General features: G+C 58.7%; 21 protein-coding genes. 4 read left to right on the top strand and 17 right to left on the bottom strand.

The genetic code is table 11. The features are described 5' to 3' along the window. Positions 1 to 138 precede the first annotated feature (138 nt). The 11 genes from G411_RS0116155 to G411_RS0116105 all read right to left on the bottom strand — a co-directional run bounded on the left by G411_RS0116155 (position 139) and on the right by G411_RS0116105 (position 13,036). Entirely contained in the window at positions 139 to 1,113 is a 975-nt protein-coding gene (locus G411_RS0116155) for an ABC transporter ATP-binding protein (RefSeq protein WP_022960249.1), read from the bottom strand. After that, entirely contained in the window at positions 1,110 to 2,114 is a 1,005-nt protein-coding gene (locus G411_RS0116150; RefSeq protein WP_022960248.1) for an ABC transporter ATP-binding protein, read from the bottom strand. Before G411_RS0116150 ends, G411_RS0116155 begins: the two co-directional genes overlap by 4 nt. Positions 2,115 to 2,126: 12 nt before the next feature. Continuing rightward, positions 2,127 to 3,392 carry a YlbE family protein gene (locus G411_RS0116145; protein WP_211218363.1) on the bottom strand — a complete coding sequence of 422 codons (1,266 nt, stop codon included), beginning with the start codon at positions 3,390 to 3,392 and terminating at the stop codon, positions 2,127 to 2,129. A 10-nt stretch (positions 3,393 to 3,402) separates the two neighbouring features. Continuing rightward, complete coding sequence (locus tag G411_RS0116140) at positions 3,403 to 4,662, bottom strand: YlbE family protein (RefSeq protein ID WP_028968530.1); 1,260 nt, start codon at positions 4,660 to 4,662, stop codon at positions 3,403 to 3,405. Positions 4,663 to 4,769: 107 nt separating this feature from the next. Further along, positions 4,770 to 4,946 (bottom strand): hypothetical protein, encoded by a 177-nt coding sequence (locus G411_RS22190; protein WP_157581366.1) that lies wholly within the window; start codon positions 4,944 to 4,946, stop codon positions 4,770 to 4,772. Then, the gene (gene fdrA / locus G411_RS0116130; RefSeq protein ID WP_028968529.1) at positions 4,939 to 6,486 is read right to left on the bottom strand and encodes an acyl-CoA synthetase FdrA; all 1,548 of its coding nucleotides are present in this window, start codon (positions 6,484 to 6,486) and stop codon (positions 4,939 to 4,941) included. The genes G411_RS22190 and fdrA overlap by 8 nt, the downstream gene beginning before the upstream one ends. Further along, a complete protein-coding gene (locus G411_RS0116125; RefSeq protein WP_211218362.1) occupies positions 6,483 to 8,024 on the bottom strand; it encodes an ABC transporter substrate-binding protein in 1,542 nt (513 codons plus the stop codon). Before G411_RS0116125 ends, fdrA begins: the two co-directional genes overlap by 4 nt. 123 nt (positions 8,025 to 8,147) lie before the next feature. Then, positions 8,148 to 9,632 (bottom strand): amidohydrolase family protein, encoded by a 1,485-nt coding sequence (locus G411_RS0116120; RefSeq protein WP_022960246.1) that lies wholly within the window; start codon positions 9,630 to 9,632, stop codon positions 8,148 to 8,150. Continuing rightward, entirely contained in the window at positions 9,629 to 10,507 is an 879-nt protein-coding gene (locus G411_RS0116115) for an ABC transporter permease (RefSeq protein WP_022960245.1), read from the bottom strand. The genes G411_RS0116120 and G411_RS0116115 overlap by 4 nt, the downstream gene beginning before the upstream one ends. Position 10,508: 1 nt before the next feature. Then, a complete protein-coding gene (locus G411_RS0116110; RefSeq protein WP_022960244.1) occupies positions 10,509 to 11,432 on the bottom strand; it encodes an ABC transporter permease in 924 nt (307 codons plus the stop codon). Beyond that, positions 11,429 to 13,036: an ABC transporter substrate-binding protein gene (locus tag G411_RS0116105; RefSeq protein WP_022960243.1), complete on the bottom strand. Its 1,608-nt coding sequence runs from the start codon at positions 13,034 to 13,036 to the stop codon at positions 11,429 to 11,431. Before G411_RS0116105 ends, G411_RS0116110 begins: the two co-directional genes overlap by 4 nt. A gap of 111 nt (positions 13,037 to 13,147) precedes the next feature. Here G411_RS0116105 and G411_RS0116100 point away from each other — a divergent pair, with 111 nt between their 5' ends. After that, positions 13,148 to 13,558, top strand: a complete 411-nt coding sequence (locus tag G411_RS0116100; RefSeq protein ID WP_028968526.1) for a GlcG/HbpS family heme-binding protein — start codon at positions 13,148 to 13,150, stop codon at positions 13,556 to 13,558. A 4-nt stretch (positions 13,559 to 13,562) separates the two neighbouring features. Here G411_RS0116100 and G411_RS21645 read toward each other — a convergent pair whose 3' ends face one another. The 6 genes from G411_RS21645 to G411_RS0116070 all read right to left on the bottom strand — a co-directional run bounded on the left by G411_RS21645 (position 13,563) and on the right by G411_RS0116070 (position 18,903). Then, positions 13,563 to 14,441 (bottom strand): oxamate carbamoyltransferase subunit AllH family protein, encoded by an 879-nt coding sequence (locus G411_RS21645; protein WP_022960241.1) that lies wholly within the window; start codon positions 14,439 to 14,441, stop codon positions 13,563 to 13,565. Continuing rightward, on the bottom strand, positions 14,431 to 15,348 hold the full coding sequence (locus G411_RS0116090) for a carbamate kinase (protein ID WP_022960240.1): 918 nt from the start codon (positions 15,346 to 15,348) through the stop codon (positions 14,431 to 14,433). The genes G411_RS21645 and G411_RS0116090 overlap by 11 nt, the downstream gene beginning before the upstream one ends. Before the next feature lie 136 nt (positions 15,349 to 15,484). After that, positions 15,485 to 16,783 carry an MBL fold metallo-hydrolase gene (locus G411_RS0116085; protein ID WP_022960239.1) on the bottom strand — a complete coding sequence of 433 codons (1,299 nt, stop codon included), beginning with the start codon at positions 16,781 to 16,783 and terminating at the stop codon, positions 15,485 to 15,487. Then, positions 16,783 to 17,586 carry a sulfite exporter TauE/SafE family protein gene (locus G411_RS0116080; protein ID WP_028968525.1) on the bottom strand — a complete coding sequence of 268 codons (804 nt, stop codon included), beginning with the start codon at positions 17,584 to 17,586 and terminating at the stop codon, positions 16,783 to 16,785. The genes G411_RS0116085 and G411_RS0116080 overlap by 1 nt, the downstream gene beginning before the upstream one ends. Positions 17,587 to 17,598: 12 nt before the next feature. Continuing rightward, a complete protein-coding gene (locus tag G411_RS0116075; RefSeq protein ID WP_037509698.1) occupies positions 17,599 to 17,976 on the bottom strand; it encodes a RidA family protein in 378 nt (125 codons plus the stop codon). 141 nt (positions 17,977 to 18,117) lie between these two features. Beyond that, complete coding sequence (locus tag G411_RS0116070; RefSeq protein WP_022960238.1) at positions 18,118 to 18,903, bottom strand: IclR family transcriptional regulator domain-containing protein; 786 nt, start codon at positions 18,901 to 18,903, stop codon at positions 18,118 to 18,120. 163 nt (positions 18,904 to 19,066) lie between these two features. Between G411_RS0116070 and G411_RS0116065 the strand changes: the two genes are divergently transcribed. The 3 genes from G411_RS0116065 to G411_RS0116055 are packed head-to-tail and all read left to right on the top strand — an operon-like array spanning position 19,067 to position 22,202. After that, entirely contained in the window at positions 19,067 to 20,386 is a 1,320-nt protein-coding gene (locus G411_RS0116065; protein WP_028968523.1) for an aromatic ring-hydroxylating oxygenase subunit alpha, read from the top strand. 11 nt (positions 20,387 to 20,397) lie between these two features. Continuing rightward, positions 20,398 to 21,849: a glutamine synthetase family protein gene (locus G411_RS0116060; protein WP_022960236.1), complete on the top strand. Its 1,452-nt coding sequence runs from the start codon at positions 20,398 to 20,400 to the stop codon at positions 21,847 to 21,849. 17 nt (positions 21,850 to 21,866) lie between these two features. Then, positions 21,867 to 22,202 carry a 5-carboxymethyl-2-hydroxymuconate Delta-isomerase gene (locus tag G411_RS0116055; protein ID WP_022960235.1) on the top strand — a complete coding sequence of 112 codons (336 nt, stop codon included), beginning with the start codon at positions 21,867 to 21,869 and terminating at the stop codon, positions 22,200 to 22,202. Positions 22,203 to 22,204 lie beyond the last annotated feature (2 nt).

Genomic DNA, 22,204 nt, shown 5'->3' with positions numbered 1-22,204 from the left:
TTTTTTGGCGATGAATCTGCAATGTCACAGCGGTGTTAAGGCGCGTATATACACGGCTATGCAATTTTGGTGCGCAAAGCGGAATAGGCCTTCAGAAACAAAGACTTGGAAAGAGACAGAACGGTTGTAAGCGGCGGCTCAGGCGTGGTGGCAAGCCAGCATATGACCGGGTTCGCGAACCGTGGTGAACGGCTCCTGCTCACGACACAGCGACGTGGCCTTGGGGCAACGGTCGGAGAAGCGACAACCCTGCGGAGGATTGAGGCGGCTGGGCAACTCCCCTTTTAACGGTGCTGCGCCGCGTGCGGACGCCAGTACCGGATCGGGAACCGGCACAGAGGCCAACAGCGCCTGGGTATAGGGATGCATGGGGTTCTGATAAATCTGTTCGCTGCTGCCAATCTCAACAATTTTACCCAAGTACATCACCGCGACCCGGTCAGAAATATGACGAACCACGGACAGGTCGTGAGAAATAAACAGATAGGTCAGGCCCAGCTCTGCCTGCAACTTTTGCAGCAGATTGATGATCTGCGCCTGAATAGAGACGTCCAGTGCAGCAATGGACTCATCCAGCACAATGAACTCCGGGTCGACGGCCAGCGCTCGGGCAATCCCCACCCGCTGACGCTGTCCACCGGAAAACTGATGGGGATAGCGGTCAATACAGTCTGCACCCAAGCCGACGATATCCAGCAGGTATTGAATACGCTCGAGTTTTTTGCGGCCACGATACAAACCGTGAATAGCCAGCGGATCACCGACGATCTGGCCGACAGTCATTCGCGGATTCAGCGAGGCATAGGGATCTTGATAGACCATTTGCATGCGCTTGCGAAGCTCTCTGCGCTGACGTGATTTCAGCCGCGTAAGGTCTTCACCATCGAAACTGACGCGACCTTCAGAGGGCGCCAGCAAATTCATAATCACCCGACCTACTGTCGACTTGCCACAGCCGGACTCGCCGACCAAGCCAAGGGTTTCGCCCCGCTTGATGGTAAAGGTAATGCCGTCCAGGGCTTTCACCGTTCCCAGCACCTGTCGGCGCAGTCCGCCGGCTTCAACCGGGAAATGGACGGCAACATCATCAACCGTAATCAGCGGCGCGGTCATTGCGATGCCTCCTGTGCGGCGGAGGCAGGCAGTGTTTCCCACTTCCAGCAACTCACGGCGTGTTGGCGACTATCGTCAGCCACCAGCGTCGGCTCTTCTGTTCGGCAGTGCTCGTCGGCGAAGGCGCAGCGATCGGCAAAACGGCAGGCGCCGGTATCCAGTGTCCGATCCGGTGTCATTCCCGGTATTGCGCGCAGCGGGCCGTCTGGAGCCTGATCGACTCTCGGCATTGAATCCAGCAATGCGCGGGTATAGGGATGGCGCGGTGAGGCATAAAGTGCCTGTACGTCCGCGGTTTCAATAATGCGACCGGCGTACATCACCATCACCCGGTCAGCCATCGTCGCCACCAGGCCAAGATCGTGGGTAATCCAGATCACGCCCATATTGAATTCCTGCTGGATCTCTTTGATCAGTGCCACAATCTGCGCCTGAATCGTGACATCCAGCGCCGTGGTGGGCTCATCGGCAATCAGCAGGTCGGGCTCGCAAGCCAGCGCCATGGCAATCATCACCCGCTGACGCATCCCGCCGGACAGTTGGTGCGGGTAGTCGCTCAGCCGGGACTCGGGGTCGGGAATGCCGACCTTGGTCATCAGTTCAATTGCGCGCTGCTGCGCCTGCGCGCGGTTCATGCCCAGGTGTTGCATCACGATATCCCGGAGTTGACGACCGAGACTCAACAGCGGGTTCAGCGCCGTCATCGGGTCCTGAAAAACCATGGAAATACGGTTACCACGAAGGCGGCGGAAGTCTTCTTCGCTGAGACTCAACAGGTCGTCACCGTCAAACAGAATCTCGCCCTGACTGATTTTTCCCGGCGACTGGATCAAGCCGAGAATCGACAGCACCGCGTTGCTCTTGCCCGAGCCACTCTCCCCCACCAGCGCGAGGGTTTCACCCCGCGCCACGGCAAAGGAAATATCGTCTACGGCTTTGACCACGCCTGCGCGGGTCTCGTATACCGTGGTCAGATGGCGAATGTCGATCAGTGCACTCATGTTGGCTCCGGATCAGGCGGCTCCCGGTGTTCGGTATTTAGCAGCGAAGGCCCGCAGGGCTTCGCTGAAACATTGCTGCGGTGCGCGGGTTTGCCCGGCGCCGATCACCCCGCCCTTCTTGTGGGCGATGGCGGTATCAATAACCGGCGTCACCCCGGTCTGCACGACTTTGCGGATATCCGTGGCGATGGGCGCCGTTGCAAAATCCATGTTCGGAATACGGTATTCATCCATCGTGCCAACCGTGATCTGACCCATTTCGCGGGTCAGCGCAACCGCGCGGCTGAAAGACCCGGAAACAAACTGCTGCAACGCCGGTGCCGCAGCCTGAACATGACCGCCAATACCGTAGGTTTCCATAATGGCGCTGTCGCCCATATCCGGCACAGCGTCGTCATCGCCCCAGTCTGAGGAGAAATACAGGCCTTCCACGCGCTGGGCAGGGCCGGTAAACCACTGTTCGCCAAGGCCGCTGACCTTGATCCCAAAGTCCACGCCATTGCGGGCCATTGTGGTCACGACGGTGCTGTAGGGAATATTCTTGGCCGCGTCAGTAGTGGCCTTGGCGGCCGCCATCGACACACACAGCGAAAACTGATCGGCCCAGCTCAAGTAAGCAATGCTCTGGCGCAGTGTTTCGCGGTCGCGACAGGTTTTGAACATGGCCTCGACCAGCGCATTGAGAATCAGCGAACTGCCTGCACTGTTGCGGTTGTGGCACTCGTCGCCCATTTCCAGTGCACGGGCAATAATCGGCTTTACCGGCAGGCCACCCACTTCTTTCACCGCCGCCGCCAGTGTTGGCCCCAGCACCGAATCCAGCCAGCGCCACTGTTTGCGCGCCTCGACATTGTAGGCGTCGCGGTCCTGCAAACCGCCAGCCGGCCCCTGGAACAACTGGGAGTACGCGTAGTTGCCGTGTTGCTCGTTGCGCACCACCACCATGGGGCTGGAAGCGCTGGTGATACCGGCCATGCCGCCGACGGCCTGGTATTCATGACAGGGCGCCAGCACCACTTCCCCGGCGCGAATCATTGCCGCAGCGGCCTCTTCATCGTCGGCCAGCCCTTCGTAAATCAGTGCCTGCTGCACGCCCATTTTCTGCGGGCCACACATGTCTTCCCAGGCAATGGGCGGTCCGGCATGCAGCACGGTGTTTTTGCTCATGCCCGGTAAAACCTCCAACGCCGGGCGCACATCCACCCAGACCGGATTCGCCTGACGCATGGCGTCCAGCGCATTCAGATTTGCCTCGTGTATGCGTTCAGGAAGATTCACCACGCACCCCTCACTGCATGTATTCGGCAGCAAAGGCCTTCAACGCCTGCTCGAAACAAGCGATCGGCGCGCGCACTTCGCCGGCGCCGATCAAACCGCCCTCTTTGTGTGTGATGGCGGTATCGATCAGCGGAGCAATGCCGGTCTGCACTACTTTGCGAATATCAATGCCGACGGGGGCCGCAGCAAAGTCCATGGCGGGAATGCGCACATCGTTGTTGCTGGCCGCACAGATCTGCGTCATCTCTTGGGTGTTGGCAATCGCCTGCTGCAGGCTGCCCTGCACGTATTGCTGCACCGTCGGCGCAGCGGGTTGAATAAAGCCACCCAAGCCCACGGTTTCGGTAATGGCGCTGTCGCCCAGATCCGGCGCCGCGTCCTTGTCACTCCATTCGGAACGGAAGTACAGACCATTGACCGGATTCGCCGGAGCGCGGAACCAGCGGTCGCCCAGACCGGCTACCTGAATCCCGAATTCCACGCCGTTGCGAGCCATTGCGGTCACGATGGTGCTGTGAGACAAGCCTTTGGCCGGGAGCAGAATGGCCTTGGCGGCGGCCATAATGCCGTGGAGGAAGAACTGATCGGCCTCGACCATAAAGCGGATCGAGTCCAGCAGGTCTTTGTCGGAAACACCGTCAATATCTACCAGCGGACCGTAGAGCTCTTTGAGGAACAACCCCGTCGAAGCAACGGTGCGATTGTGACACTCATCGCCCATCTGTACGGCGCGGGACACAATGCTTTTTACATCAATGCCACCAGAAGCACGCACGGCCTTTTGCAGCACTGGGCCAAGCACCTCTGCCTGCCAGCTCAAGTGCTTGGCGATATCCTCATCATAGGCCCCCCACTTCAGCAGACGCAGGCCGCCGCCCTCGGAAATACAGCTGTAAGCGCGGTTTCCGTAGGTGGTATTCTCAACCACCAGCATCGGTGTGGACGCGGAGGTAATCCCGGCTCCGGCACCCACGCTGTCGTGATGGTGACAGGGCTCGACCAGAATTTCGCCGCGGCGAATTTTGCTGTCGGCATCTTCCGGCGAACTCGCCAGCCCTTCCCACAGAGCGGCGCCAATCACGCCCACTTTGTGCGGGCCACACATGTCTTCCCAGGCAATGGCCGGGGCTGAATGCAGAATCATATTGTCGGTCATCCCCGGCACCACTTCGCGTGCCGGTGCGACATCTACCAACATCGGACTGCCGGAGAGAATAATCTCCATCGTCTTTTGGTTGGCGGCTTCAATTTTCTGTTTGAGATCAGTCATGACTACCTCTTGATCGCTATTCGTCTTCTGCTTATTTCCCGGCGCGGTGCGCTCGCGCTTGAGCTGTTTTACCGGTACTTTCTTTCCGGTACATTTTTTACCGGTACTTAAAGCAGATCATTCAACATATCCATCAGCTCCGGGTCCCCCTGCGCAGGGGGCTCCCACTGCAACTGAGTCACGGCAACCTGCTGGGCCTGAAGCGTGTCGGAAAACAGATCCAGACCGATGTTGATGACGTGAATGTCCTGTAAAAACAGCCTTGGTGTCGTGTTATCAGCCATGAATTTCTCCCAGCAGTGCCAGCGTCATGCGCACCGCTTCTGCGTTGCTCCAGGCAACAGTAATCTCGGCGTCGCGCAGCAGTGATAGCTGTTCGCTGCATTGCTGACTGTCGGCATCGGTGCCACAGAGATTGACGATCACAGGCAGGTAACGCCCCGCCTCGGCGGCTTTAGCCCGGGCCACGGTAATCGCCTCCACCAACTCGGCGGCGGGATTGTCGTGGGCGCCGAAGCCCAGCACCAGGTCGAGCAACAGCACGGCGGCCTCCGGGTCGTCGGCTTCGCGGGCAATACGCTGCATACGCAGCGTAGGATCGATCATCGGGTGAGCGCGCCCCTGGGTGTAGGCGTCGTCGCCCAAATCCACCACGCTGTGTTGAACACTGCTCATCAGCTCGGGCAGTTGACAGGCGGGATCACTGGCAAGGTTCGAATAGACCTCGCCCAACACGGGCGACAGCATCAGCAGCGCCTCGTAGCAAAGAGTGCCCCCGGCGTACAGACCGCGAACATAGCGCTGTCCGGGAGCTAACTTCGCCGCTTCCGCCTTGGCAAAGGCGCGAATATTCTCGGCACTCAGCAACGGCAGAGAACGCTCTGACGCGCAGTGGCGGGCCGCCGCGATCGCGGTGTCTTCCAGCGAGGCCGTAAACTGTACATTGACCGGGCCGTCCTCGGGCGCCTCGGCACCCAGGAAATTAACCACCACGGGCTTGTCCAACTCCGCCGCTCTGGCCAGAATTTTCTCGGTCACCACCGCTGCCGGTGGCTTGGAGGTAAGTACAATCAGGCGGGTATGCGGATCGGCCGCCAACATATCCATAGCCATCAGCATAGTCAGGCCGCCAATCTCGGCTTTCAGGTCGCGACCGCCGGTACCAATGGCCTGGGAAATACCCACGCCCATGCGATCCAGCAATACGCTGATTTCCTGCACACCGGTACCCGAAGCACCGACAATACCGACCGGTCCGCGCGCTACCGCATTGGCAAAGCCGAGACCGACGCCGTTAATAATTGCGGTGCCGCAATCCGGGCCCATCAGCAACAGGCCCTGTTCTGTGGCCTGCTGCTTCAGCGACAATTCCTCTTCAACGCTGACGTTATCGCTGAACAGCATTACGTTAAGGCCATTGTTCAGCGCCCGACGCGCCTCCGCCGCCGCGTAATCACCGGGCACGGAAATCAGCGCAATATTGCTTTGGCGGTCTGCAGCCAGGGCAGCTTCCAGAGTGCGAGGACGATAACTTCCCGCCGCCGACTGACTGCGGGCGTTGAGCAGCTCGGCCGCCAGCGCCAGCGCTGCGGCCGCCTGTTCCTCACCATCGGCCACAACGGCAATCACCAGATCGTCGGCACGGGCGGTGCCCAGCGCTTCGTCCTGAATGCCTGCCGCAGCAAGAATCTTTTTGTTGTTGTCGGTTGCCATCATCAAGATGGCCTCACGCGCCCCGCTCTCGCGGCGTACGCGTTCCGATACCTGCATCAGTCGCACCGAATCGTGGTACTCCCGGGGACGGATCAACAAGCGGCTGCTCATACGGCCACCTCCTCACCCTCGCTGTCGCCGATGCGGGTATCGTGAAACAGCGGGTAGGCACCAATGGCATCAAAGCGAATACCGCTGATGGATTTCTTGGTAGCCACAATATTGGTATTGCAGTGCAGGGGCACAGCCAGAGCGTTTTCCATGACCAGCGTCTGGACTTTCTGGAACAGCGGCACAAAATCCGCCGTTGCCAAGGTCTTCTCGGCGCGCTCAATCAGCGGGTCTAACTGGGGCACATCATTCGCACTGCGCTTTGTCCAGCCGTAGCCATTGGGACCACTGTGGCGGGAATGATAGACAAAGCTCAGCATTTGCGAGGAACTGGCGTATTTGCCCTGAGGGATCAGGTGGTGTTCACCGGCCATACCCGCGCGAATCCACGGCACTGGATCGAGCTGAACGACCTCCACTTCAATCCCGATGTCCGCCAGCATTCGGGTGACAATTTTGCCGAACTGCGGGTAGAAATTGACCGGCAAGGCATAGAACTGCACTTTCAATGGCTGACCGTTTTTGTAGCGTTTACCATCTTCTTTGTAGAGCCAGCCCGCCTCATTGAGCAAGGCTTCGGCAAGGCCGGAGTTAAAGGGATAATACTTTTCTACTGCCGGTTCGTAGCCCAGGGTGAATTGCGAAACCGGGCCGTAAGCCCGCTCGAATTCGCCATGAAAAACCTCTTCCACCAGTGCATCGCGATCCACCGCGTGGCTGATCGCCTTGCGCACCGCCAGCTCACTGGTCGGCGATCGATGAATATTCATCATCATGCTGACCGGGATACCGCGAATCGGCCAGGTCTCAACATTGAACGCGCCGTGCTCACGCAAATGGGCACAATCACTCGGCGTCACATAGAAAATCGCGTCAACCACGTCGTCCAGCAAGGCGGCAGTACGCAGCGCATTGTCTGCCAGAAAGCGAAACTCGATTTCATCCACAGACGCAGCACCGGGGTTATTCACCAGCGGTGGTGCCCAGGCATAGTCCGGATTGCGCCGAATGGTCAGGCTTTCGCCCGCCTTCCAGTTATCGAAGATAAACGGCCCAGTGCCCACCGGATGACGGGCAAACCCTGCGTTACCGAGCTTCTCCACGGCGGCGGGAGAAACCGGCGCCAACCAGCCCTGACTGAGCGCATCAAGCAACAGCGCGTAGGGCTCGTCGAGAATAATTTCGACACAGAATTCGTCAATGACCCGGCAGCTCTTGTAACTGCCGAGCAAACTGCCCGCGAGCTGCGACTGGTTTTCCGGGTTGTGAGCGCGATCCAGTGAAAATTTCACCGCGTTCGCGTTGAACGGTGTGCCGTCATGGAAATGCACATCGCTGCGCAGGAAAAATATGTAGCAGCACTCGTCGTCAGAAACCTGGTAGCGCTCAGCCAGCCCGGGCAGATAGTCGCCCTCCACCGTTTTATTGACCAGCGTATCAAACACGCCATTAGTCATTTGCAGGGCCAATTCCGCCGAACCGATATGCGGATCAATTCCGGAGGGTTCGTAGTGCACACCTATACGTAAGCGTTTCAAATTCTCACCTCACATCTCTTTAGTTCGCATATTGAACTATTGTTCTAAATGGTAACATCGCACTATCGAAACGCCAAGCCATAATCGCCCTGTTATCGCAGTGAAGTCGGAGAAACGCGCGGCTCAAACGCCGCGTCTGGCCGCCAGATAATCAGCGAGATAGGGTTTGATCTCCGCTAAGGACGCCTGACTGGTCGCCACCTTGCGCAGACCAAACAGGCTGAGCTGCTGATAGAGGTCGTCGCGCAGAGAAGCTTCGTCGAGCCGACGGTGATGCCCCTCGTCCATCACACATTCTCCTGCGACGTATACCTGCCGGATGGTGTCTGCACCGGCGTAGTGGAGAAGCTGCGCAAAGATATTGGTGTCCAAGGCCACTCGGGGCACCGGCAGGCGGCTCACATCCAGCACCAAAAAATCGGCCTGTTTGCCGCACTCCAACGAACCGAGCTCTGCAGACTTTCCCAGTGCCTTGGCGCCGTTAATCGTTGCCATTGAAAACACCTGACGGGCGTCCAGTTGCTGCGATGGCGAGCGATGCAGGTTCGCCACCAGGCGCATTTCTTGGAACAGATCGGCATCGTCATTCAGCGCCATGCTGTCGAGGCCAAGAGCCACATTTACACCGGCGTCGAGCATCTCGCACAGCGGCGCGATACCGTTGCGCAATCGCAAGTTGGAGCTGGCGTTGTGAACAATCGAGCTGCCCGCGTTGGCAAGCAGCTCCATATCGTCGCGTGTCGTGAACACACCGTGGGCCAATGACAGTTGCGCGTTGAGCAATCCCGATGACTGCAAATACGCCACAACGGAACGGCCATAACGCTGCTCGGCACACCACTGCTGATAGGGGCTCTCCAGTGCGTGAGCCTGAATCGCCAGCCCCTGCTGTTCAGCAAACTGCCAGATCGATGACAACAGTTCGTCTGAACACCAGTGCAGGGACACTGGCCCCGTCATCAGCCACTGGGGACTGTCCTCGTAGTGATTACAGGCGCTGCGCATTTGCTCAAAATAATGCTCGGCATCGAAGCGGCTGCGCGCGGCCAGCATCTCGCCACAACGCTGTTGCAAATCGCGAGGCATGGAGGGCATGGCGCCGCGAAGCAGCTGTTCGACGACGCTCTGATCCATCGCACTGGCAATCAGACCGCAACGCAGACCGCTATCGCGATAGGCGGCCGCCGCGGCGTCCAAATCGCTGAGAAACTCGCCGGGGCGGTAGTAACTGTTGGTGCTGCTGGTCACACCGTGGCGCAGTTGCTGCAAGGCGCTCAGGGCGGTCTCGGTGTAGCGATCCAGCCCCGGCATGCACAGCAATTCCAGAATCCAGATTTCCAGCAATTGATCGGCAATCCCGAGTTGCTGCGGGGAGATGGCCCGGCCGTGGTCGTGGGCATTGATCATGCCCGGCATCACCACGACGTCTGGGCCACCCGCCCGCGCCGCGGGCTTATAACGCTGACGCAGATAGTCGTAGGGGCCGACATCAATAATCTGCCCATTGTCGATACACAGTCCCGCATCACGGAGAATCCCAGGACTGCTACTGGGGTCGGTAATCAGCAAGCCCGCGTGAACCAGCAGAGAACATTCCCGCAGACTCATGACTTCAGCCTCGGATCGAGAATATCCCGAAGGGCATCGCCCAGCAGGTTGGATGCCAGCACCACACAGAGGATGGCGATACCGGGAAAGACCACGGTCCAGGGCGCATCCCACATCAGATCGCGCCCCTCACCGAGCATCGCGCCCCACTCCGGGGTTGGCGGTGTGGCGCCCAGGCCAAGAAAGCTCAGTCCAGCCGCGCTGAGCAGCGCCCAGCCATAAGACATGCTCGCCAGAGTCAGTACCGGCGGCATGGCATTGGGCAGAATGTGCAGAAAGATCACCCGCAGATCGCTGGCGCCGGTGCTGCGCGCCGCATCCACATATATATCTTCTTTGATCGACAGCACCGATCCGCGCACAACGCGCGCGAAATTGGCAATGCCGCCAATGCCCACCGCAATCATCACGTTTTCGATACCCGGCCCGAGCAAAGCCACCACGGTCAGCGCCAACAGAATGCCGGGAAACGCCATCAGCGTGTCAATCAGCCGCATGGCTATCTCGTCAATTCGGCCGCCGTAGTAGCCCGCAAACAGCCCGATGGCAACGCCGATACTCACCGAAATAAGCAGTGCCACCACACCAATCAGCATCGATACCTGAGCGCCGAAAACCACGCGACTGAATATGTCTCTCCCCAGCAGATCGGTGCCCATCAGGTGTTCGAGGCTGGGCGATTGCATTGAGTCCTCGGTATTCACCGCAAAGGGATCGTAGGGTGCGATCAGTGGTGCCAGCACGGCCACCAGCGCGAACACGACCAGCACCGTGGAAGCCCAGCGCCCCACCGGGTGAACAAACAGATTCCCCACGCCGCCACACAGCTTGCGAATGGGACCGGGGTTAACAACCGGCTTTGCGGAAATCGCCATATCAACTGTACCTAATCCGCGGGTCGATCAGGGCATAGGCCAAATCCACCAGAATATTAATCAGCACGTAGAGCACCGAGGTCATCAACACTGCGCCCTGCACCAGCGGCAAATCCTGGTCGATAATGGCGTTGATCAAGGTTGATCCCAGGCCCTGCCGGGAAAAGACGGTTTCGACAATGAAGGAGCCCGACAGCAGCCAGCCAAATTGCAGACCAATAATGGTCACGACGGGAATCAGCGCATTGGGCAAGGCGTGCACCAGCAGGATATTGCGCTCGGTTTTGCCCTGCGCCCGGGCGGTGCGAATGTAGTCCTGCTTCATCACATCGATCATGCCGGTGCGCGCCGAGCGCGCGATAGTACCCACCGCGCCGACAGCCAGCACCAGCGTCGGCAACACCAGATGTGCCACGCTGCCCTGCCCCGACGCCGGCAGCCAGCCGAGCGTGACGGAAAACAGCAAAATCATCATCAGTGCCATCCAGAATGACGGCATCGACACGCCGACCGCACTCAGGCCAACCAGCAATCGATCTACCCACGTGTTTTCGCGCACCGCCGCCACAACACCGGTCAGGGCGCCCAGCGGCACCGCCAGCAGCATGGCCAGCAGCACCAACACCAGCGTCATCGGCAAGACTTCCAGCAACATGTCGAACACAGGCCGGTTGCTGGCGATAGACTCCCCCATGTCGCCCGTCAGCACATTGAACAGGTACTGGAAATACTGAACGTATAGGGGACGATCCAGACCCAGCTCCGCGCGCAACTCGGCAATCTGCTGCGCCGAGGCACCAGACTTGGCAAGCATCGTGGACGCCGGGTCACCCGGCAGCATGTACATCATCACAAAGGTCAGGCTGACCACACCGAGAATGACTGGCACGGCAGTGAGCAGGCGCGTAAGCAGATAGCGGATCATGGCCCCCCCTCCAGATACATCTCGTAGAAACTGGGCACCAGGCCCACCGAGTGCCAACTGAGGCCCTGCACGCGATTTTCCACACCGATCAACAGGGCGTAGTCATAGATCGGCAGAATCAGCGCCTGCTCCATAATGCGGAGCTGCACACGCTCGTAGAGATCCAAGCGCGTATCTTTATCGAGTGTGACCTCCGCCTCCTCAATCAGGCGGTCCAGCTCCGGGTCTTTAAACTTTGAGAATGCGAAGCCATTGTCGGCATTCTCCGAATGAAAAAAGGGCCGCAGTGAATCCGCCGCGGAATAGCCTGAGGAGCCGGTGAACAACATATTTTTCAGCCCCCGGCGCCCCGCCGCGATCTGCACTGCGTGGTCCAGCATTTCCAATTCCAGGTCAATCCCTACCTCACGCAACTGGGATTGCAGCAGCACACTGAACGAACGGCTCTGCCCCCAGGACACCATCGACATGGTCACTCGCAGCGGTTTGCCGTCTTTCTCGCGAATACCATCGCCATCGCGATCCACCCAGCCCGCGTCATCAAGCAGCGTTCGCGCTTTATCGGGGTTATGGGGATAGAGCGTATCCAACTTGTGACTGTACTCGGGAGTCACTTGCGCCAGCGGCCCGTAGGACACCGGCGAAATACCGCGAGTAATCGCCTTCGTTCCGCCTACCATATCGGCGGCGTACAGCATTGCCTTGCGCACCGCCAGCTCATCGGTCGGCGCACGCTGCGTATTGATAAACCAGTAGGAAGGCTGCCCGGTAAGGTAGGCCGTTTCGATACGGTGCGTCGGCGAATTCAAAATACGGTTGAGGTTGGTCGGCACCAGATCAAAGGCGACATTCACATCGCCAGCCTCCAAAGCCGGTGCGCGACTGGAGGGTTCCGGCAGAAACCGCCACTCAATTTCCCGCAAATGCGCGGCGCCGTGTTGCCGATAAATTTCCGGTGCCCACTGATAGTCGGGATTCCGCTGCAGTCGATAGCGATTGCCGGGGCGATATTCCACAAACTTGAAGGGGCCGGTGCCAGACTGGTGAAGATGGTAGGCGTCGCCCCACTCTCTCACTGCAGTCGGCGAGACCATGCCGATATAGGGCAGGCTCAGATTAAACAGAAAAAAGGCATCGGGGCGGGACAATGTAATGGCCACCGTATAGGTATCCATTACCGCCACGGACTGCACCGATGCCAACAGGGAGCTGGCTTTTAGCGATCGCGCACCCAGAGACTGAATACGCTCAATATTGAATTTAACGGCCTCGGCGTTAAACGCGCTGCCGTCGTGAAAGCTCACATCGTCGCGCAACTGAAACTCGTAGCGCAGGCCATCGGCCGATACCGTCCAGCGGCGTGCCAGACCGGGAACAAAGTCACCGTCGTCGCCCTGATAAATCAGCGTGTCGTACACTGCCGACAGCACATACAGCACTTCCCACTGCACATCGAGGTGCGGATCCATGCGTGAACCGGGCTTGGTAGCCGAAAGAATCAGTTTGTCGCTGTTCGCATCGCTTGCCGCGCGCTGCTCGTCACCACCAAAACAGGCTACCAGGGCTGCCGAGAGAAACAGGATTGTCAGAAGCCAGGTGCGCATACCGCCACTCATTGCTATTTGAAAGGGACACGATAGCAGATAATATTCACTATATGAACATTTATTCGCATAATGTATAAACATCCCTATTCACTTATGCAGGAGCAAGAAATGGGCCTAAATCTCGCGAACACTAACGCCGCTATTGAGTCGGCCATCGCTAAAGCACAATCACTGGAGATTGCCGTCTGTATCGCAGTCTGCGATGCCGGGGGCCGATTAATCGCCTTCGCCCGCATGGATGGTTCCAACTGGGCCAGCATCTACGGCAGCCAGGGGAAAGCCCTGACCGCCGCTGCCACACGCTGCCCAAGCGGCGCGATTCCGCCGGAATCCGTGGTAATGCAGCGCATCGCCGAACTGGAAGGCGGAAATATGATTTATGCCCGAGGGGCCTTGCCGATTCTCTTTAATGGGAAACTGCTGGGGGCGGTGGGCGTGGGAGGCGCCAGCGCCGACCTTGATGAGGCCTGCGCACAAGCCGCCGTCGACGCGGCGATTGCCGACTACTGCGGCCAATAAACGTTTACGCGGGCTTTAGCCCCCAGGCAAAGCCCGCCAGCATATCGGCCCCCGAGCTATGTCCCACTGCCAGTAGCGGTGCGAGTTTGCCCGACAAGTGCTCTGCACTAAAATCGGGCAGCCACTGAACAAAGTCCAGCCAGCTCTGATTGAGGGCGCCAACGGACGCACAGCTCAGAAACGCGGCCGACAACCGCGTAGTACGCGGTGCTGCGGAGGAGTACAGCCAGTTGCAAACCGGCGTTTGAGCGGCCAGACCGCGATACCACAGTGCCACCATCAGCCCGCAGAGAAAGTCATCCCCAGCGGGAGTGAGCCCCCTGCCCAAGCCCGCCAGCTCTTCGGCGCCCTGCCTTACCAGCCGCTCGTCTGAGGCGAACAGCCCCTCACCCAGCCGGTCCAGTGTTCTCCCCAACCGGGACGTCGACAGCGTTTCGCTGCCATAAAGCAGCGCCAAAAACGCCGAGCTGTGTTCGCACTCTGACACGCCGACGTGCAGTGCGTCCGCGAGACCACCGATGGGCGGCAGGCTCTGCCAATCCGGGCAAGAGCCCCACAATGGCAGCCCGGCATGCACCAATTGATGACCGCACAAATTCAGTGCATGAGAATCGCTCTGCACCCGATCATGCACGGCAAGCGCAGACCAGTCCGGCCAGCGATTCAAGGTGATATTCAAGGGGCCCGGTGGAATATCCGGATGGCTAAGCACTACCATTCCCGGGTGCGGGAAATCGACGACCGCATCGCGCGGCTCGCAACTGAGATACACCACGCGGTCGAAAACTGCGGCGACCTGAAGGCGAATGCCTGGCTCGGCCAGTTGGCGATGCGCCAGGTCACCGAGGCTACGAATGCGCAGTGGCAAGCCTTCAGTCGGCATCGGGCTCGATCCAGGTACCACTGGTTCCGGCCACGATGTCGGCAATATGATCCAGCGAGCCGATCACCGCCGGTTTGCCGGTGCGCCTTACAAACAGGCAGGCAGCATCCACTTTCGGCCCCATAGAGCCACTGGAAAAATTCAGCGCGTCCAGTTCGGCAGGCGTAGTGCGCCGCAGCACCCGTTGGCGATCGGTGCCGTAATCGAGATAAACGCCATCGACATCGGTGGCAATCACAAACATATCGGAAGGAATCTCACTGGCCAGCAGGCCGGAGGCACGATCTTTATCAATCACAGCCTCCACGCCGCGGTAACTGTCATCCTCGGTATTATGCACGACAGGAATGCCACCGCCGCCGGCACAGATCACAACCGCGTGATTATCCAACAGCCAGCGAATGGGACGGTGCCAGATGATGCGCTGTGGTGTTGGTGACGGCACAACGCGACGCAGCTTGTCGCCGTCGCGACGAAACTGCCAGCCATGGGCGTTGCTCAGCGTCTCGGCTTCATCATCATCCACAGCGGTACCGACAAACTTGGTAGGCGCACTGAACTCGGGATCGTCGGGGTCCACGGCCACCCGGGTCAGCAGCGTAGCAATGGGCACGTCGTAGCCCAGCAGATTGCCCAGCTCCTGCTCGATCATGTAGCCAATCATGCCGGCAGTCGCGGCACACATCACATCAAAGGGATAGGCCTCTGCTCCCGCGTAGCACTCGGCTTGCATTGCCAGCAGACCCACTTGCGGGCCATTACCATGACTGAGAATCAACTGGTGTTCGCGCGCGATCTTTTCCAAGGCACGGGCGGCCATACGCGTATTTTCCCGCTGAGACGATGTGCTGGGAAATTCTCCCCGCTTCAGTAGCGCGTTTCCGCCCAGTGCAACTAACAACTTCATATACTCTCCCGGTCCACGGAACTGCGTGAACACTTCAACAAGGATTAAGTTCGTATTATGCACTTATGTTCGCAATAAGCAACACGACTTCGACGCGTATCCACATGACAATGCCAGCAGATTGCACACGCTCGTATCAGCGCTCGTCGCTGGCGTGGCGCTGGCGGAGAATATCGACAAGACGATTGGCATCGTCCCGGTAATAGGAGGGAATGCCGGGGAATGGCACGGGCACCATCGGCACGTCGTGAAACGGTTTATCAATGCGCCGCGCATCGTAACGCGGCCCCTGATCATCGGCGTCGGCAAGCACCCGTTTGACCTCGCGCTCGGCCAGCGCCAGATACGACAGCGGAAGCTGCAAGGCGTGCTCATCGCGATGGCTGTTGCTGCCGAAATAAAAATACTCGTGCTGGCGGTTGTCCGCCTTGGGCCGCGACATTTCAAGATGGCCGCCCAGCAGCCATTTGACCGGGTTCTCCGCCACAAAGCGCTTGAGCAGTGCCGCACTCTGTAAATAGGCCGACCAGTCTTCGATGAACAGCAGACAGGGACAAACGGTATCGCTGGTAAACAGCAACTGTTCGCGGGCGTCATACAGGGCTATCGAGTCTCCCGTATGGCCGGGAATTTTCAGCGCTGTTACCCGCCGCTTGCCAATGCCTAGCTCACGGTGGACGGACTCCTCTTCGCCGTCGAACAGGGCATCGACGCTGTACCGGGGATATTGGGGAAACGGCTCATAGCGGCCATCCGGTTGATAGCCATAAAAGCGGACATTGGGCAGCGACTGTAAGTCGCGATTGCCACCGAAGTGATCCCAGTGACTGTGAGTATTGACGACCGTCAACGGCGAGCTGCCAATCAGGGGCGCAATGTAGGGGCGAAGATTGGCGTAGCCCGTGCCTGAATCAATCAGCAAGGCCCCGTTGAGTCGCCCTTCCCCATCGTCGTCCAGCAGCAGGTAAAAGAAGTTACCTTCGAAACTATTGGCCAGACTCTCTCGGAAAATCAGCGTATTTCTATCGTAGGCCCAAACCAGATAATCCCGATCGTAGGCCGTCCACTCAGCCGGAAAAAAGCGCGTCGCATTGACCTGCGTACGCGACAACTGCCAGACGCGGCCGGGGCCGTCGGCCACCAGTAACTCGCCGTTTCGGCTATTGCCCGTGCAGACAACAAACTGGCCGCGATGAAGCCCTCGCCAGTAGCTGCTGTCTTTACCGACATTCTCGCGCATGACCACGGTTTCGCCCGGTACACAGGCTCGCCCGAGTGCCTGACCGGAATCCAGTTCAGGACGGGAATCCAGCGGCCGCAAGCGATTCAATGGCGATTTTTCTCCCGCCTGCAGGCTCTCACTGAGCAGCAGCAATGCCCCCGCAAAAACACAGGCAACCAGCGCCTGCCCCACAACCTGCATGCTGCCACGCATCACATCAGCACCTTGATGAACATTCTCGCTGCGACGAGGAACAAAAAACCGCCAAACAACTGTTGCAGCTGTCTGGCCGACAGGCGGTGTGCCAGACGCGCGCCAAAGGGCGCCATCACCACCGCGAGCGGCGCCACCAGCGCCAGACCAATCAAGTTGATATACCCCAGATAGCCGCTCGGCAGCGCCTGAACAGACCATCCCGACACAATGTAACCGATGCTGCCGGGAATACTGATCAATACGCCAAACCCTGCCGCCGTTCCCACGGCACGCTGCATGGGGAAGTTAAGCAAGTTCAAGGTCGGTACACCCAGTGTTCCACCACCAATACCCATCATGCTTGAAAAGCCGCCAATCGCCGCGGGAATCAGGTAAGACAAGCGCGATGTCGGCACCGCGTTGGCAAGGCGCCACTCCGACATTGGCAGCAGCATTTTCAGGGCCACCAACAGCGTTAGCACACCAAACAGGATGGAAAGAAACTGGCTCGAGCTCACCGTCGCCGCAGCGATCCCCAGCAGGGAGCCAAGCATGATAAACAGGCCCCATCGCTTGACCAGCGCCAGGTCCGCCGAGCCCTTTTTGTAGTGGGCATAGGCCGAGGAAAAAGTGGTAAACATCACCACAGCCAGTGATGTGGCAACGGCGACATGCATACGGTAAACCGGGTTCAGTTCGGTAAACCCGAGTGCGTAGTCCAGCACCGGCACCAGAATAATGCCACCCCCTACGCCAAACAGACCACTCAGCACACCCGCAAAGAGCCCCGACACGGCCATCAGCAACGCAAGTTCTATCATGCCACCGTCCTCTTATGCGGAAATTGCCACCGCTTCGACTTCGACCATTGCCCCTTTGGGCAGGGCCGCCACCTGTACACAGGCACGCGCCGGATAAGGCTCGGTAAAGTACTCACTCATAATGCTGTTCACGATGGCGAAGTCGGCAAGATCCACCATAAAAATCGACAGCTTAACGATCTTGGAAAAATCGCTGCCCGCCGCATCCAGTACCGCCTTCAGGTTTTCGAATACCTGCGTTGTCTGGACGTGAATATCAGCTTCCCGCAGCTCACCGCTGGCAGGATCAAGGGGAATCTGCCCAGAGACGAAAACCAGGCCGTTCACGGCAATCGCCTGGGAATAAGGACCAATCGCCTGGGGGGCCAGCTCGGTGTGAATAACGTTCATGACAACCTCAATACAAAAAACAATTGTTTTTTATACGAACACATGTTCGCAAATTAAACAAGAGGCTTTTATCGAGGTGTTGCTTGGCGGGCTTTCCAGCCCTCAGCAATGAAACGGGCCACGAAAGTGGCCCGCATGGCATCAGGAAACAAGGGCGCGTTTGATTTCCTGCGCAGCATCCCACATCACTGGCAGGCACTCATCCACCAGCTGCTTTTTGCTGACGATGGCGGCGTTGGTCAGGGTATTGATGCCGGCCACTACTTCACCGGCCTGGTTGTAGACCGGGACCGCCAGTGAACGCGCCCCCAGCTCGATTTCCTGCTCGACCAGTGCATAGCCCTGACGGCGGATTTTGGCCAGTTCTTTGTCCAGCTCCTCACGGGAGGTAATGCTTTTGTCGGTCAGCGGCGTAAAGTCCGCCTTGTCGAGAATCGCGTCGCGCTCCGCGTCGGGTTTCAACGCCAACATGGCACGTCCGGCCGAGGCATAAATCACGGGAAAGCGTTTGCCGATCGTCAGCGTTGGCGCCATCAGTCGTTTGGAGTTGGCCTTGGCAATATGAACCACATCCTCACCGTCGATAATGCCGACAGCAACCGCTTCACCGGTGATATCGCGAATGGTGTCGAGGTACGGCTGAGCAATGGAACTGATCGGCACAGTGGACAGATAGGAATAACCGAGCTCCATCACCTTGGGTGTCAGGCGAAAAATCCGGTCGTCCTGATGAATGAACCCCAAATGCGCCAGGGTGAGCAGATAACGCCGCGCTCCCGCCCGGTTCATGCCGGTTTTCTCTGCCACTTGCGACAGGGTCATCTCGGGGTCTTCAGCATCAAAGGCCATGATCACGCCCAGGCCGTGAATCAAGGATCCCACCAAGTCCTTGGACTTTTCGTTATCTCCGTTTTTATTGGCTGGCAAGGCTTGTTCCCTCATGCGCTATTTAAACAATTGTCCGCATACTACATCAAAGCCCCGAAACATCCTATATGGCAGATAGCGCTAACTTGCTTGTTGCGCCGCGGCGCGGCAGTCCCTATACTCGGCAATGTTCGTATTTCAAACTTATGTTCGGATTAATGACATGCTGACTCCCGAAGAGAATATCCGCCTTACCGAAACCGGCCCCGAAACCGCTGCCGGTAAGGTGCTGCGCAGTTACTGGCAGCCCGTGGCGCTCACCGAAGAACTCGACAGCGAACGCCCCGTAAAAGCGGTCACCCTGATGAACGAGCAACTGGTACTGTTCAAGGCCGCCGACGGCGAATACCGGCTCTCCGGGCGTTTCTGCCCCCATCGCGGTGTCGACCTGTCTTACGGCCGACTGGAAGCAGATGGCCTGCGCTGTCCCTTCCACGGCTGGCTGTTCGACGGCAAGGGTCACTGCCTTGAGCAACCGGCACAACCCGCCGGTTCAAACACGCACACACTGGTCAAACACCCCTCCTACCCCTGCGAAGAGCGCAACGGCGTGATTTTCGCGTATCTGGGCGACGGTGAGCCCCCCGCGTTTCCCGCACTGGACTGTTTCACCGCCCCCGACAGCCATGTCTTTGCCTACAAAGGTCTGTGGTACTGCAACTGGTTGCAGGCGCTGGAAGTGGGCATCGACCCCGTTCACGCCTCGTTCTTGCACCGTTTTTTGGCCGACGACTCACTGGACGAGGCCTACGGCCGCCAGTTCCGCGACGAAGCTGCCGACAGCAGCATGCCGCTGACCAAGGTACTGCGCGAGTTTGACTGCCCCGAAATCCGGGCAGAAGAAACCGACTTCGGGATTCGTCTGCTAACCCTCAGGGAAATCTCCGAGGAAAGCACCCATGTACGGGTCACTAATCTGCTGTTTCCGAATGCAATCGTCATTCCAATGAGCAACGAGATGGTCATTGCCCAATGGCATGTGCCGGTCGATGACGAATCCTGCTATTGGTATTCGATGTTTATCAGTTTTGGCAAACCGGTGAACAAGGAGCTGATGCGCGCCCAGCGTATCGATATGAACCCCCCACCCGATTACAAGCCAAAATACGGCCCGCAAAACCAGTGGGGCTACAACCCTGATGAACAGCGCGATAAAACCTATACCGGCATGGGTGACGACATCAATGTTCACGACCAGTGGGCGGTGGAATCCCCCGGCCCCATCGCCGATCGCAGCAAGCACCAGTTGATGCGCTCAGATATCGGCATCATGCGCTACCGGCGAATGCTCTTCAAAGCGATGGACGCCGCCGAGGCCGACAGCCAGGATGCCCTGCCGATGAGCAGCGATGTGACCCGGATTCGCGGCCCCGTTGCCATTGATGAAATTGGCCCCGCCGACGACTGGCAGAACTGTTGGAAAGAACGCGATTTGAAACGCCGCCAGCAATCCGGCTGGGCTGACGATCCCTGGCAAGAATGAGGAGCACCACTATGCTTCCCCTCTCAGGCAGTTTTGTAGACCGGCACGGACTCTGGAACAGCGACCAGATCGCCCAGGCGGAAGATGTCGTTGCCCGAATTCAGGCCGACAATATTGAAGTCCTGCGCTTTGTTTTTGCCGATCAACACGGTCTGACCCGTGGCAAAACCATTATTGGCGATGCCATCGGCAGCACACTGGTCAATGGCTGCACCATGACCTCCACGCTGATTCTGAAGGACACCTCGCACCGCACCGCCATGCCAGTGTGGCAATCGGGCGCGGGTATGGGTACCCAGAAGCTGGCCGGCGCTGCCGACCTGATCATGGTGGCCGACCCCAGCACATTTCGTCGCCTGCCCTGGGCCCCCGATACCGGTTGGATTCTTTGCGACCTGTATTATCCCGACGGCCAGCCAGTGGAATACGATACTCGCCGCTGTCTGCGCAGTGCGCTGAGTAAGCTGGCTGGCGAGGGCCTTGAGCTGATGAGCGGTCTGGAAATGGAATTCCACCTGTTTCGCAACGTGGACACCGCGCTGACCGCTCACGACTGCACGCAACCCGGCACTCCACCGTCGGTGGTTCCCCTGCAACGGGGTTATCAATACCTCACGGAAATTCGCTACGACGAGCTGGAACCTCTATTCCGGGAAATTCGCCGGGCATTGCTGGCACTGAAACTGCCGCTGCGCTCAGAGGAAATCGAATTTGGTCCCAGTCAGCTTGAGCTGACGTTCAGCCCACAGCGGGGCTTGGCCACCGCCGACAGTGCGGTGCTGGCGCGCAGTGCCATCAAGCAGGTCTGCGCCCGACTGGGCTACCACGCCACCTTTATGTGTCGACCGCATATTCCCAACACCTTTGCCAGCGGCTGGCATTTGCACCAAAGCCTGATCGACAGCAAAACGGGCAAAAATGCCTTTATTCCCGACACCCCGGACGACTGCCTGTCTGACATCGGCAAGGCCTATTTATCCGGTCTCCTTGAGCACGCCTCCGCCTCCTGCATTCTGGCCGCACCCACTATCAACGCCTACAAGCGTTATCGCCCCCAGACTCTCGCACCCGATCGCATTCAATGGGGCCGCGACAACAAGGGCGCCATGTTGCGGGTACTCGGCGGCATGGGCGACCCGGCAACGCGCATCGAAAACCGTGTCGGCGAACCCGCGGCAAACCCCTATCTCTATATTGCCTCACAGGTATTGTCGGGGCTGGCAGGAATTCACCAGCGTTATCCCCTGCCCGCACCGGTTGAGGAACCCTATAACTCCACGGCACAGCGACTGCCTCGCAGCCTGTTTCAGGCGCTGCTGTACTTTCAGGAAAGTGCTTTTTATCGAGAGCAGTTTGGCGACAACTTCGTGAATTATTACGCCACGATCAAACAGGCTGAACTGGATCGCTTCCTCAGCGAAGTGACGGACTGGGAGCAGAAAGAATATTTTGAAATGTTCTAAACCGTCACGGAGGCCTCATGCCCCATCTTATTTTTGAACACTCTGCGGCACTGGAGGCCCGCTTGCCCGCATTGATGTCGAGCGCCGCCGACGCTGCGGCAAGCACCGGCATCGTGCGGGCCGAAGACCTTAAATTACGCGCTCTGCCCTACACACAGTATCAACTTGCCGTCCCCGGCCAGCAGTTTGTGCACCTGAGTGTGCGCCTGCTGGAAGGACGCAGCGACCCGCAAAAACGGCAGCTGGCCGAAACCCTTCGTGCCGTGCTGGTCGAGCACCTCCCGGAGGTTTACAGCCTCAGCGTGGAAATCATCGACATGCACGCTGAGAGCTATAAAAAGCGCCTGCTGTAGAC

This window comes from Spongiibacter tropicus DSM 19543 (genome assembly GCF_000420325.1).
Lineage (GTDB): Bacteria > Pseudomonadota > Gammaproteobacteria > Pseudomonadales > Spongiibacteraceae > Spongiibacter > Spongiibacter tropicus.
Note: the sequence above shows the minus strand (reverse complement) of the source record. Positions and strands in the feature narration are given on the sequence as shown.